A 13,362-nucleotide genomic window follows, 5' to 3' on the forward strand; every position below is an offset into this window, starting at 1 on the left:
GAGAGAGTATGAAGATTTTGTATGCGCCAAGTAGTCGGTGCTTTAGTGATGATTTGCATAGAAATGTAGCTTGTGGATTTGATAGTTTTGTATTAGAATCTTTAGTGGGGTTAGAAAATGCAGAAGTGGTTTATTTGCCACATTCTAAGAGTGATAAAAAGATTGTAGAATCCATTTTGAATATTTTTGGAGATTTGGTAAAAAGCGCTAAAGTTGCTCCAAAAACTATTGATGTTGTGGTAAGTGATATGTCCTCTTTGGTGTTTAAATACGTGCTTTGGACGCAGAATCCCGGCTTGTTGTGCTTATTTGGATTCCATAGCATTTCTTATCCTGAGAATGATAAATATTTCACACTTTTAGAAAATTGCGCAATTCCTGTCCATTCTTGCAAAGAATTAAAAGAATCTTTAAGAAATTATCAAACAATAAAAGCCCTAAAAGCCCCAAAAATAAAAGAAATATTAGAAGGGGTTGCCCTATGAATATAGAATCGCAAATCGAACAATTTGTGCAAATGAGCAAAGCAAAGATAGAATCGCATTTAAGCAAAAGTCGTAAGAATATCCTTGTCATTTCCTATTATCCCACTTATCGCAAACATTATGGAAATCTAATTAGCAAACTTAAGGAAAAATACAATGTTATTACTATTGTTGAGCGGGAGTTAAATGATGATTTTGAAAGGAGCGGACATGCAAATGTGCTGTTTCCTTGGCGCATTATAGAGCAAGGGAAGTCGTATTATTTAAATACCGAAATTAGTGGGATTGATTTAATCTTGAGTGCAGACCAAGTCGGCTATGAGAATGGGAGGATTGATAGAGAATTTTTAAGCAAAACTGCCTCACGAGTGTATTTTCCTCATAGCTTGATAGAGCAAACAGGTGCGGTGGCAGTTGTAGATTATATCCTAGTGCCTTCAACGATTGCTCTTAAAGCTTTCAAAGCTGCTTTGTCCAACACTAAAGTTAAATGGCTATCCAAAACTAGATGTTGCAATCTCTCACTACAAATACAATCCAAGCAATACAATAACTTATGCACCTAGTTTGCGTTATTGTAGCAATGATAATATGAATTTGAATCTTTTTGCGGGATTTGAAAATAGTTTGATTGAGTGGTTATTGGAGAATACAACTTATAATATTTCTTTTCGCGCACATCCTATGAACTTTCAAAACAATCATACATTTTATCAACTTATCAAATCCAAATGGGCAAATGAATCGCGCGTGAGATTTGATGAAAAAATGGGAAATGATTTTTGCAATTTTAGTGATTTGTTGTTAAGTGATGTTTCTACGACAGCATTTACTTATTCTTTTAGCACTTTGCGTCCTAGTGTGTTGTTCGCACCTTTGCAATTCCAATCTCCTATGGCTAGGTATTTTCCAAGCATTACTGCGGGGGGGGGGGGGATTTGTCGCTGCCTAAAGGAGCTTAAAATGGTATTTGATAACTTAAACTTAAAACAAGATTATAAAAGAATTATGGAATTTAGGGATAGTGTAGTCTATAATGTCGGACATTCAGAAGAGGTTATTATAAGGCAGATTGATGCAATTTTAAAAGGAAAAATATGAAAGCAATCATTTTAGCGGCGGGATTTGGCTCAAGGCTTATGCCATTAACTCAAAACAATCCCAAATGTATGGTGGAATATAAAGGCAGAAAGCTTATTGATTATGAGATTAGTGCATTAAAAGAAGCTGGGATTAGCGAAATTGCAGTTGTTGGAGGATATTTGTTTGAAGTTTTAAAGCAATATGTAGAATCGCAATTTAAGATAAAAAAAATTTATCAAAATACTAATTTTGATAAAACAAATATGGTGCAAACGCTTTTTTGTGCAAGGGGTTTTTTAGAATCTTGTGTGCGAGAAAAGCAGGATTTAGTAATTTCTTATGCGGATATTGTTTATGGAGCAGAAACTGCGCGCACATTGGTGGAATCACAAGCTCCTTTGGCGATTGTTGTGGATAAAGATTGGCGTAGTTTGTGGGAGAAGAGATTTGAGAATCCGCTTGATGATGCCGAAACACTAAAGATTCAAGAAGGCAAAATAAAAGAGCTTGGCAAGAAGCCTAAAAGTTATGAGGAAATAGAGGGGCAATATATCGGACTTTTCAAGTTTAGCTATGAGTTTTTGCCCAAAGTTTTAGAATTTTATGATAGATTAGATAGAAATGCCCTTTATGATGGCAAGGATTTTAATAATATGTATATGACAAGCTTTTTGCAAGGTTTGATTGATGAGTTTGATAATGCTAAAGCAGTGGAGATTAAAGGCGGATGGTGTGAGATTGATTTTAAAAGTGATTTGGAGATAGAAATTGCAAAATTTACTTTATAAAACCGCTTTGATTGCGTTAGAGGCTGGGGAAGTTGTTTTAAAATATTATGGTTTAGAAGATTTTGATTTAAAAGAGGATTCTTCCCCAATTACAAAGGCGGATTTGGAATCTAATGCGCGAATTTTAAAAGAATTGCGAGCAAACTCTCCTTATCAAATTTGTTCTGAAGAGGCGATATTAGAATATGAAGAGCGCAAGGATTTAGATTATTATTGGCTTATTGACCCTCTTGATGGCACAAAAGATTTTTTGGCGCAAAATGGTGGCTGGACGATTAATATCGCATTAATCCATAAAAACCGCCCGATTCTAGGTGTTGTCTATGCACCTGCATTTTATCAGCTTTATATTGCGCTTAAGGGCTTTGGCAGTTTTACTTATGCAGTGGAAAATTTCAAAAAGGCATTGGAATCTAAAAGCATTAATGCAAAGTGGCTAGAAGCAAATAAGCAAAAATTAAGTGGGGAGAGAATCGCAACAGAGGAGCAAATTATCGCTTGTGATTCACTATTTCATAGCACAAAAGAAACGCAAGAGTTTCTGCAAAAATACAATTTAAAAGTGCAAAAATATGGCTCATCGCTTAAAGTTTGTGCGCTTGCAGAGGGCAAAGCAGACCTTTATCCGCGCTTTAATGGCACAAGCGAATGGGATATGGCAGCTTGTGAGATTGTGCTAGAAGAAGCGGGCGGAGTGATTCTTGATTGTGTTACTAAAAAGCCTTTGGCATACAACAAACCAAGAGTTAGAAATAATCATTTTATCGCTTTTGCAAAAAGTCAAGTGGGAGGAGAAATTTATAAGGATTTTCTTTTGATGAATATGTCTCTATCTTAAAATATTATTTTGGAATCATTATTGCTTATAGAAAAGTGTGAATAAAATTTAAAAGGAGCAAGATATGATTAAATCTTTAATCAGTGTCGCGGTTGCTAGTCTTTTAGGTTGTGGTATTGCTAATGCTGCTGATAATGCGTCAATAGAGGGGAAAGAAAAAATTACGCGTAATGGTGTTAATATTTTCTTAGACCCAAATTCTCCAAATAAGCAAAAATATCTTAATGGAGAATTTGATAAATCGCTAGAAAGAATGAAAAAAGCTTATGAGGCTAATAAAAACAATAAAGCAGTAAGAGGACCTGCACCGCCTGTAACTCAAGTATTAGTTCTTAATGTTTGTTCTACAAAGTATGGTGGTTGTGAATATATAGATGATAATCAAACAGAAACAAGATATGATCATGATGGTAGCTTTTTTATGGTTGAAACTGCTGTAATGGGTTATGGTGGAAGCAATACGGATATGGCTACTTTTGCAGGAAATCAAGCTACATTATATGATTATGCTGGAATTGATATGAATGGCGATAATATTATTGATGGTTGGCAAGAATTATGGGATATTTCTAAACCCGCTAATACAAGTGGTTATTTTGAATACACAGCGCGTTCGATGAATGCACCCGGTAATTCTATGAGCACAGGTATCCAAATAAAATAAGGAGACTATTATGAAAATTGATACTTCTATCAATAATGCAAGTCCAACAAATAGTCCAAGTCATCATAATCGTTATTTTAAAATTGATGATGAAAATAGTATTAAATCCTCTTTTCTTGCTAGTTCAGCAGAGTTTGCTAACGCTTTTAAAGAAGCAATGGCGATTCAAGGTATTAATGATCCTTCTAAAATTGACAAATCAATTTTAAGTGAGGTTAGAGCAAAACGCTATGAAGCAGATAATCCTGCAGAAATAGAAGCAATCATACAGCAAAATATAGCTACTCTTAAAGATGAGCATACTATTCAGCAAGGTGGCAACTATAATGGTGCATATAGTAAGGCAGAATTTCAAGCGAGGAAAAATCAGGCGATTGATTTTTTAAGTCAGTTATTGCAGGATATAACAAAAACTAATGCACCCGGTAATTCTATGAGCACGAGTATTTACATTAAATAGAGGTAGGTATGGAAATCGCAAACAATACTTACACACCTAATTATCCGCAAAAAATTAACTTTACGGATAGAAATAATCTTAATAGTATTCGTGATTATGAAGATTTTAGAAATAAAATTAGCGCAGATATGGAAGCTAAGAACTATACTAAAGAGCAAAAATTATCAGTCAATACTTTTTTATCAGCTTCTATGTTTGTAGCTAGTGCTAGGGAAAATTATGCTCAAAATATTAGCTATTGGGACATAGAAGAAAGAGTGAAGAATTTTGAAAATGCTTCAAATTCTTTAAAAGTAAAAATGCTAGAAGAGCAGATTTCTATCATCAAAGAACCTTATGCAATCCAAAGAGGTTCTTATATGGGAGAAACTGAAAGTGAGGCGCATTTTCAAGCAAGGAAAAATCAAGCCATTGATTATGTCAAAGAATTATTGCAGGAGTTCAAAGCTTAGTTATCTTTCGTGCGTGGAGAGTTTTCTTTCCACTCTGCAAATTTGCTTTAAATCTTTTTATTTTATCTTTCTCATCTTAGTGTTGTATGGTTGGTAATCGCTCTTTTTTTCTTACAAACAGCATTTATTGCCCCCATCACTCCATTAGCTATTTTTTTAAAATCATTAAAGAATCTTGAAATTTTGGTATAAATTTTTGTATGATTAGAAAAATTTAAATGCTAAATTAAGGTAAAAGATTTGAAAAGTTTAATTATCGTGGAATCCCCAGCAAAAGCACGAACGATTAAGAATTTTTTAGGTGGTCAATATGAAGTGATTGCCTCTAAAGGACATATTCGTGATTTGCCCAAACACACTTTTGGTATCAAAATAGAAAACCAAACCTTTATCCCAGAATACAAGATTGACGCATCGCACGAAGCAGTCGTGAGTGAGCTAAAGAAACTTGCAAAAAAGTCTAAAGAGATTTATATCGCAACCGATGAGGATAGAGAGGGAGAAGCGATTGGTTATCATATCGCCACAGCGATAGAAAAAGACCCGCAAAAATTGCCCAGAATCGTGTTTCATGAGATTACACAAAAAGCCATTGAGGATTCTTTGAAAAACCCGCGTTTGCTTGATATGGACAAAGTCAATGCGCAACAAGCAAGGCGATTGCTAGATAGAATCGTAGGTTATCGTTTAAGTCCTTTGATTGCTTCTAAGATTCAACGGGGATTGAGTGCTGGGCGTGTGCAAAGTAGTGCTTTAAAGATTATCGTAGATAGAGAGAAAGAAATTTTAAATTTCAAGCCTATCGTTTATTATGTGATTGAAAGTTCCTTTGGGACATCAGATAAAAAGGTAAAGGGCATAGAAGCCGAATTAGTAGAGTTTAATGGCAAGAAAATTGAAAAGCTTAGTTTGCAAAATCAAGCAGAAGCAAAGCAAATTGTAGAATCCTTAAAACAATTAAATTTCAAGATTCAAAAGATTGATAATAAAACGCGTAAAAGCGCAACTCCTCCGCCTTTTATGACTTCTACTTTGCAGCAAAGTGCAAGTTCGCAGTTAGGATTCTCTCCTTCGCGCACAATGCAAGCTGCACAAAAGCTTTATGAAGGCGTAATGACGCATAAAGGTTCTATGGGTGTGATTACTTATATGAGAACAGATAGTTTAAATATTGCCAAAATCGCGCAAGATGAAGCTAGGGCTGTGATTGCAAAAACTTATGGCAAGGAATATGTGCCAACAAAGCCAAAAATCTATGCAACCAAATCCAAAGGTGCGCAAGAGGCGCACGAGGCGATTCGTCCTACACTTATGGATTTTACGCCACAGCTTGCGGCGCAGTATTTAAAGGGCGATGAACTAAAGCTTTATACTCTTATTTATAAGCGGTTTTTTGCCTCTCAAATGAGTGATGCAGAGTTTGAATCCCAAAGTTTATGGATAGCAAGCCAAAACGCATTGCTTAAAGCAAATGGGCGCAAACTCATCTTTGATGGATTCTATCGTGTGTTGGGCAATGAGGATAAAGATAAATTGCTTCCGCTTTTGGAAGTTGGCAGTGCGATGCAGTTAGAGAAATGCAAGGAAGAAAGAAATGAAACAGAACCTCCTGCAAGGTTTTCTGAAGCAAGCTTGATTAAAACTTTGGAATCCTTAGGTATCGGGCGTCCTAGCACTTATGCGCCGACAATTTCTTTGCTCACTTCGCGGGATTATATTAGCATTGAAAAAAAGCAAATCAAACCCCAAGAAGTTGCTTTTAAAGTCGTGGAGTTGTTAGAATCGCATTTTAATGAGATTGTGGATTCTAAATTTACTGCACATTTAGAAGAAAAGCTTGATGAGATTGCAGAATCTAAGCAGGATTGGCAGCAGTTGTTATGGGAATTTTATGAGCCATTTATCCAAAAAATCAGTGAGGGCAAAACAAAAATCCAAAGCCAAAAACTAGCGATTCCAACAGGAGAAATTTGTCCGCTTTGTGGTAAGGAGCTAGTGCGTAGAAGTAGCAGATATGGGGAGTTTGTAGGGTGTAGTGGTTATCCAAAATGTAAGTTTATCCAAAAGGAATCTAACCCACAAGAAACAGAAGAAAACTTGGGTGAATGTGAAAAATGTGGCAAACCAATGGTGAAAAAATTTGGAAGAAATGGAGAATTTCTTGCGTGTAGTGGTTATCCAAAATGTAAAAATACAAAAGCGCTTAAAGGTGCAAAGTCGCAACCGCAAACCTTAGAGGGTGTAAAATGCCCAAAATGTGGGGGAGAAATATTGGAGCGTATGAGTAGAAGAGGCAAGTTTTATGGCTGTGCGAATTATCCAAAATGCGACTTTTTGGCAAATTTTCCTCCTACAAATCATCGTTGCCCCAAATGCCAATCCTTAATGGCAAGACGCACATACCGCAATAAACCTGTGCTAGAATGTATTGCTTGTAAGGAAAGGATAGAGGATACAGAGGCAAAAATAGAATCTTAAAAAGGAGTTAAGAAATGACACAAGAAGTTTTAGAGTTTTTAGATAATCATGTAGGTTTTTTGGCAACTAAAGGGACATGTGGGAATCCGCGTGTGCGCCCTATGCAATCTCCTTTGTATTATGAGGGGAAATTATATGTTTGCACTTCTAAGAAAAAAGGAATTTGTAAGCATATCCAAAATTTTTCTGGCATTGAGCTTAGCGCATTTGATGGTAAAGAGACTTGGATTAGAATCCGCGCAGAAGCTGTGTTTGATGAAGATATAGAAGTCAAAAAGAAAATGTTTGAAAAATATGCAGTTGTGAGAGAAATTTATAAAAGTCCCGATAATCCTGATTTTGCAGTTTTTTATTTTAAGAATCCTAGCGTAAAAATTCAGAGTTTTAGCGGACGCGATGAAGTGATAAAGGGGTAAAATGCAAGAGATTTTTTTATGCACAATTTGCAATGTTTCAAGCGGGAGTTGTGCTGAAGATTGCGCGTATTGCACACAAAGTGCGAAATATAACGCCGATATTGACCGCTACAAATATAAGCCGATTCCACAAATCTTAGAAGAGGCAAAAAGAGCAAGTGAAAATGGTGCGTTAGGATTCTGTCTTGTAACAAGCGGAAGGGAGCTAGATAGTAAGCGCACAGAATACATCACAGAAGCCGCAAGGGCTATTGTAGATAGTGGTTTGCATTTGCATTTAATTGGTTGTAGTGGAATCGCAAGTGTAGAGGCGTTAGCAGAGCTTAAAAAGGCTGGAATCGCAAGCTATAATCATAATCTTGAAACAAGCCAAAATTTCTTCCCAAAAATTTGCACGACACATAGTTTCAAAGAACGCTATGAAACTTGCGAAAACACACTAAAAGCTGGGCTTGGATTGTGTAGCGGTGGGATTTTTGGAATGGGAGAGAGTTGGCAAGATAGAATAGATTTACTCTATGCACTCCAAACTTTAAATCCCCATAGTTCCCCGATTAACTTTTTTATTCCAAATCCTGCATTGCCGCTAAGTCAAGAGATTTTAAGTGAGCAAGAAGCCCTAGAATGTGTAAAACTAGCGCGTGAGTATTTGCCTAATGCGCGATTAATGATTGCAGGCGGGAGAGAGCGCGTGTTTGGAGATAACCAAAAGGCATTGTTTGAATGTGGTATTAATGCTGTTGTGCTAGGGGATTATCTAACGACAAAAGGTAATACTCCAAAAGAAGAAGTTGAGCGCATTAAAGCTTATGGATATGGAATCGCAACGAGTTGTGAATAAAGGCTATTGAAGAAGTGGAATCCCTTAAAGAGAAAGATTTAGAGCAAAAACAACAAGAAGCAAAAGGAGTAAATCTTGTAGATTCTTTGGAAGCACAATCCATAAAATCAGAATCCAAAAATACCCTAGATAGTTGCATAAGCAGAGATAATAAAAGCAATTTGTGGTTTGAATCTTTGCTTAATATGGATTTATTTAAAAATGTTTGTGAAAAATTATGGTTGCTTGTGCGCTATTTGTATGTATTTTTAAAAGGCGATTTGCTGTATTTTGCCTCAAGTCTTAGTTTTTATACGATTTTTGCACTTCTTCCTATGCTTTTGATTGTTTTTTCTCTTGTTGCGGCAATGCCAGAGTTTAAAGAATATTTAGAAAGTTTTAAAAACCTTATCATTACAAATTTTATTCCCACGCATTCTGATGTTTTTCTAAGTTATATGGATAGCTTTTTGCAAAATTCTACAAAGCTTGGCGGAATGGGACTCCTTTATGCCTTTATTACTTCCATCTTGTTTTTTAAAAATTATCAAGATATTGCGGGTAAAATCTTTCATTCTAAAGCGCGAGGATTTTGGGATTCTTTGTCTGTGTATTGGACATGTATGACACTTTTTCCTTTAGGTATTTTGTTTTCTATTTATTTGAGTGCAAAAGCTTATGCGTATTTGCAAGAATTAGGTTATAGCACTTATATTGCTTGGTTTTTCCAGCTTATACCTTATTTTGTTGTGTGGGCAGTATTTTTTATGCTTTTTAAAATTTCAGCAAATACAAAAATTAGTAATAAAAATACTTTAGTTAGCTCACTTATTACCGCGCTTTTATGGTCAATTTGTAAATGGGGTTTTGTGTATTATGTATTTTATAATAAGGCTTATTTAACGCTTTATGGTTCGCTTAGCATTTTGCTCTTTTTATTTATTTGGGTCTATCTTTCTTGGGCGATTTTGTTGTTTGGAATGAGTTTAAGTCGTGGTATTGATGAGATGTTTATTAAAGAATTAGAAAAAGAGTGATGACAAATTTTTACCTCTTTTTAAAGAGATATTTGAATTTTATTATTTTCATTTATTTGTGTAATGTAATTTTGTTAGTTTGGTGGAATTATATTGCGTATTTTGGGGATTTAAGCTTAGATAGATTTTATTCAAAGCTTTTAAGAGGACTTTTTACATCCTTGTTTTTAGAGATTGCAATTATCCATATTGCTTATTTGTTGTTGCGCAGTAAAACAAAATATTTTCTATGGCTTTTTAGTATTTTTAGCATCATAGATTTAGTTGTTGAAGGATTTTTGCTATACACACATAAGACAATGTTTAATGCGCTTGTTGCAGATGCGCTTTTGCAGACAGATTTATTGGAATCCTATGAGTTTTTATTAACTTATTTGGATTATAAAATTTTGCTTGCTGTTGTGTGTTTGTGTTTGATATTTTCTTATTTTTTTAAAATTTTTCAAGCAAAGGAATCCAAAGAATTATTGCACAGAAAAAAAAAGAATTTTTATGCTTTATATAGCATCATTGCAGCAGTTTTTATTTTGGATATTTTCAATAAACATTATATAAAGAAAGATTTAGAAGCTTTTTCAAGGCTTAGAGAACATTCTCTAACGCGCATCGTGCATAGTTTTGCCCAACTGCATAATCAGCAAAATTTATTTGGAAGCTATAAGGAATATTTAGCAAATTATGAAGAAATTTACAAGCAATATCTAGATAAGGTAAAAACAACTAATGGTGTGCCAAATATTGTTTTGATTATCGGGGAAAGCGCGCAAAGGAATCATTTGAGCCTTTATGGAAATGCTTTAGAAACTACACCTAAAATGCAGAAGCTAGAAGAAACGGGAAATTTGATTAAATTTAGTGATGTGATTGCTCCTTATGCGCAAACAAGATTTGTCTTAGATTATTTATTGAATTTTGCAAGCATAGGAGAGGATAAATTTTATCAACGCTTGAATGTGGTAGATTTGTTTAAACTTGGTGGTTATAAGACATTTTATTTCTCTAATCAAGAATTAGCTTCTATTAACACGCGACTTATATCTGCTGTTGCTAATCGCGCAGATGTAACGCGATTTGTAGATCCTTATGCAAATCATGATTTATTGTTAAACAAAGCCTATGATGAAGGCTTATTGCCTTTCATCATAGATGCTTCGGGGGGGGGGCAGAAATTTAGTAGCTTTATGATTGTGCATTTAATGGGTAGTCATTTTTCTTATAAATATCGTTATCCACAAGAATTTAATCATTTTAATGCAGATGATATTACAATGCCTCCTGAAGTGACAAAAGAAATGCGACAGGTTGTTGCAGAATATGAAAACTCTATTTTCTATACAGATTCTATTTTAGAAAGAATCTTTCACGCTTTTAAAGATAAAAATGCTTTAATCATTTATTTGAGCGACCATGGGGAGAGTTTATATGAGCATAATGGATTTTTAGGACATTTTGTAACCTCGCGCTTTGTGGCAGAGATTCCATTTTTTATTATGGTTACAGATACTTTTAAATCTGAAAATCCAAAACTTTATAATGTAATCATAAAAGCAAAAGACAAGCCTTATATGACTGATGATTTAATCCATACATTAAGCCATTTAGGAGGGATTGAAGTTGAAGATTACAGAAAAGAAAAAGATATTTTGAGTGATGATTTTGATTATCATCGAAAAAGAATATTTAAAAATGAAAAAGATTATGAAATTTTAAGAAGTGAAAAAGCAAAACTTCAGTGATTTAATTTTGAAAAGAAATAAGATTTCAAAGAAAATAATGTTAAAATTATGGAACTTTCTATTTTTATAAGGAGATTTTTTGAACACCGAGTCGTTTCTTTTGGCTCTTTTTGCATTATTTTTGGTAATGTTGAATGGTTTTTTTGTGCTTTCTGAATTTGCAATTGTTAAAATTCGCCGTTCTCGTTTAGAGGAATTAAGTAAGCGCGAAGTGCCGAGTGCAAAACTAGCACTTAAGATTACAGGCAAGCTAGATTCTTATCTTTCTGCGACACAGCTTGGCATCACACTTTCATCACTAGGCTTAGGTTGGGTAGGTGAGCCTGCAATTGCACGTTTGCTTGAAACACCTTTCAAATATTTTTTAGGCGAGAATCCCGTATTGTTACATTCTGTTAGTTTTGTGGTTGCATTTAGCTTAATAACACTTTTACATGTTGTAGCAGGTGAGTTAATCCCAAAATCAGTCGCAATTGCCAAATCGGAAAAAGCAGTTTTATTTGTTGCAAAACCTTTGCATATGTTTTGGATTCTTTTCTTTCCTCTTATTCGTATTTTTGATTATTTGGCAGTGTTTTCTTTACACAAAATGGGGATTAAGCCAGCAAGTGAGGGTGAAGAGAGTGCGCACTCTGAAGAGGAGCTTAAAATTATTGTAGGAGAGAGCTTAAAGGGTGGTTATTTGGATACGATTGAAAATGAGATTATCCAAAATGCAGTCAGTTTTTCAGACACTATGGCAAAAGAGATTATGACGCCTAGAAAAGATATGATTTGTCTCTATGATGATAATACCTATGAAGAAAATATACATATTGTTACATCAACAAAACATACGCGCTATCCTTATTGCAAAGAAGGCAAGGATAATATCATTGGAATGGTGCATTTGCGTGATTTGCTTGAAACTATGCTAAGTGAGAATCCTGCTAAAGGGCTTGAAAGTTTAGTGCGTGAGATGATTATTGTTCCAGAGAGTGCATCAATTTCTAATATTCTTAGTCAGATGAATCGACGCCAAATTCATACCGCACTTGTTGTCGATGAATATGGTGGAACTGCTGGGCTTCTTACAATGGAAGATATTTTAGAAGAAGTTATGGGCGATATTAGTGATGAGCATGATAAAAAAAGTGATGATTGTCATAAAATTAACGAAGATTCCTATTCTTTTGATGGAATGTTAGATTTAGAGCGTGTAGCAGATGTGCTGGGGATTGAGTTTGAGGAGGATACAGAGCAAGTAACCATTGGAGGTTATGTTTTTAATTTATTAGAAAGAATGCCGGTAGTTGGTGATATAATTAGCGATGAATATTGTGAATATGAGGTTTTAGCAACAGAAGGAGCAAGGATTTTGCGGTTAAAGGCTACAAAAAAATCTTTTATGCAAGAAGTGATTAGTAAGTAAATGCTTGATTTATTTTTAGTGTTATTGCAAGTTTTATTTATTGGTTTAAAATTAGCAGGCAAGATTCAATGGTCATGGTGGCTTGTTTTGTTGCCAGCAATTATTTATGTTTTTTTGTATTTCTTTTTATTTTTTTTGGTGGGTGGATTCCTATTTGGCTTAGGAATCTCGCTAGCAGCATTTTAAGGAAAAAAGTGGAATTTGTAGCAATTTTGATGGGAAGTAAAAGTGATTATGAAGTAATGCAAGAGAGTATTAATGTCCTTAAGAAATTTGATGTGCCTTATGAAGTGATTATTAGTTCGGCGCATAGAAGCCCTAATCGCACAAAAGAATATGTAAAAAGTGCAGAAGAAAAGGGAGCAAAAGTCTTTATTGCTGCAGCGGGTATGGCAGCGCATTTGGCAGGTGCAGTAGCTTCTATGACAACAAAACCAGTGATTGGAGTGCCTCTTAAAGGTGGTGCATTAGATGGATTGGATTCTTTATTATCCACAGTGCAAATGCCTTCTGGAATGCCTGTTGCAACGGTTGCTTTAGGTAGGACAGGCGCAGTAAATAGCGCATATCTTGCAATGCAGATTTTAGCATTAAGTGATGCAGAATTAGGGGGAAAACTCAAAGAAGATCGCGTGATGAAAGCAAAAAATGTTGAGCTAGATTCTAGTGAGATTGAAGTTATTTTATAAGGAAT

16 protein-coding genes are annotated in these 13,362 nt (G+C 34.8%); all 16 read left to right on the forward strand.

Annotated features, from left to right (window positions below; all coding sequences use genetic code 11):
- Positions 1-8 precede the first annotated feature (8 nt).
- Positions 9-485 carry a hypothetical protein gene (locus LS70_RS07695; RefSeq protein WP_034288151.1) on the forward strand — a complete coding sequence of 159 codons (477 nt, stop codon included), beginning with the start codon at positions 9-11 and terminating at the stop codon, positions 483-485.
- Positions 482-1,051 carry a hypothetical protein gene (locus LS70_RS10220; protein WP_052083332.1) on the forward strand — a complete coding sequence of 190 codons (570 nt, stop codon included), beginning with the start codon at positions 482-484 and terminating at the stop codon, positions 1,049-1,051. The genes LS70_RS07695 and LS70_RS10220 overlap by 4 nt, the downstream gene beginning before the upstream one ends.
- Before the next feature lies 1 nt (position 1,052).
- Complete coding sequence (locus LS70_RS10225; RefSeq protein WP_236096461.1) at positions 1,053-1,586, forward strand: hypothetical protein; 534 nt, start codon at positions 1,053-1,055, stop codon at positions 1,584-1,586.
- On the forward strand, positions 1,583-2,356 hold the full coding sequence (locus LS70_RS07705; RefSeq protein ID WP_034291347.1) for a phosphocholine cytidylyltransferase family protein: 774 nt from the start codon (positions 1,583-1,585) through the stop codon (positions 2,354-2,356). Before LS70_RS10225 ends, LS70_RS07705 begins: the two co-directional genes overlap by 4 nt.
- Positions 2,337-3,194, forward strand: coding sequence for a 3'(2'),5'-bisphosphate nucleotidase CysQ family protein (locus LS70_RS07710; RefSeq protein ID WP_034291349.1), 858 nt, complete (start codon positions 2,337-2,339; stop codon positions 3,192-3,194). The genes LS70_RS07705 and LS70_RS07710 overlap by 20 nt, the downstream gene beginning before the upstream one ends.
- 64 nt (positions 3,195-3,258) lie before the next feature.
- Positions 3,259-3,858 carry a DUF4879 domain-containing protein gene (locus LS70_RS07715; RefSeq protein ID WP_052083467.1) on the forward strand — a complete coding sequence of 200 codons (600 nt, stop codon included), beginning with the start codon at positions 3,259-3,261 and terminating at the stop codon, positions 3,856-3,858.
- Between the two features lie 10 nt (positions 3,859-3,868).
- The gene (locus tag LS70_RS07720) at positions 3,869-4,318 is read left to right on the forward strand and encodes a hypothetical protein (protein ID WP_034291351.1); all 450 of its coding nucleotides are present in this window, start codon (positions 3,869-3,871) and stop codon (positions 4,316-4,318) included.
- 8 nt (positions 4,319-4,326) lie between these two features.
- Positions 4,327-4,770 carry a hypothetical protein gene (locus LS70_RS07725; protein ID WP_138109410.1) on the forward strand — a complete coding sequence of 148 codons (444 nt, stop codon included), beginning with the start codon at positions 4,327-4,329 and terminating at the stop codon, positions 4,768-4,770.
- Positions 4,771-5,010: 240 nt separating this feature from the next.
- Positions 5,011-7,248 (forward strand): type I DNA topoisomerase, encoded by a 2,238-nt coding sequence (topA, locus tag LS70_RS07730; RefSeq protein WP_034290689.1) that lies wholly within the window; start codon positions 5,011-5,013, stop codon positions 7,246-7,248.
- Between the two features lie 14 nt (positions 7,249-7,262).
- Positions 7,263-7,664 (forward strand): pyridoxamine 5'-phosphate oxidase family protein, encoded by a 402-nt coding sequence (locus LS70_RS07735; RefSeq protein ID WP_034290686.1) that lies wholly within the window; start codon positions 7,263-7,265, stop codon positions 7,662-7,664.
- 1 nt (position 7,665) lies between these two features.
- Entirely contained in the window at positions 7,666-8,505 is an 840-nt protein-coding gene (locus tag LS70_RS07740) for a biotin synthase (RefSeq protein WP_034290683.1), read from the forward strand.
- 14 nt (positions 8,506-8,519) lie between these two features.
- Positions 8,520-9,521 (forward strand): YihY/virulence factor BrkB family protein, encoded by a 1,002-nt coding sequence (locus LS70_RS07745; RefSeq protein WP_236096462.1) that lies wholly within the window; start codon positions 8,520-8,522, stop codon positions 9,519-9,521.
- A gap of 32 nt (positions 9,522-9,553) precedes the next feature.
- On the forward strand, positions 9,554-11,257 hold the full coding sequence (locus LS70_RS07750; RefSeq protein WP_161594709.1) for a phosphoethanolamine transferase: 1,704 nt from the start codon (positions 9,554-9,556) through the stop codon (positions 11,255-11,257).
- Positions 11,258-11,336: 79 nt separating this feature from the next.
- Positions 11,337-12,668 carry a hemolysin family protein gene (locus LS70_RS07755; RefSeq protein WP_034290677.1) on the forward strand — a complete coding sequence of 444 codons (1,332 nt, stop codon included), beginning with the start codon at positions 11,337-11,339 and terminating at the stop codon, positions 12,666-12,668.
- Positions 12,669-12,854 carry a hypothetical protein gene (locus tag LS70_RS07760; RefSeq protein WP_034290674.1) on the forward strand — a complete coding sequence of 62 codons (186 nt, stop codon included), beginning with the start codon at positions 12,669-12,671 and terminating at the stop codon, positions 12,852-12,854.
- An 8-nt stretch (positions 12,855-12,862) separates the two neighbouring features.
- Complete coding sequence (gene purE / locus LS70_RS07765; protein ID WP_034290671.1) at positions 12,863-13,357, forward strand: 5-(carboxyamino)imidazole ribonucleotide mutase; 495 nt, start codon at positions 12,863-12,865, stop codon at positions 13,355-13,357.
- The last annotated feature ends 5 nt before the right edge of the window (positions 13,358-13,362 follow it).

Source organism: Helicobacter sp. MIT 11-5569 (genome assembly GCF_000765695.2).
In the GTDB taxonomy this organism is placed as follows: domain Bacteria; phylum Campylobacterota; class Campylobacteria; order Campylobacterales; family Helicobacteraceae; genus Helicobacter_D.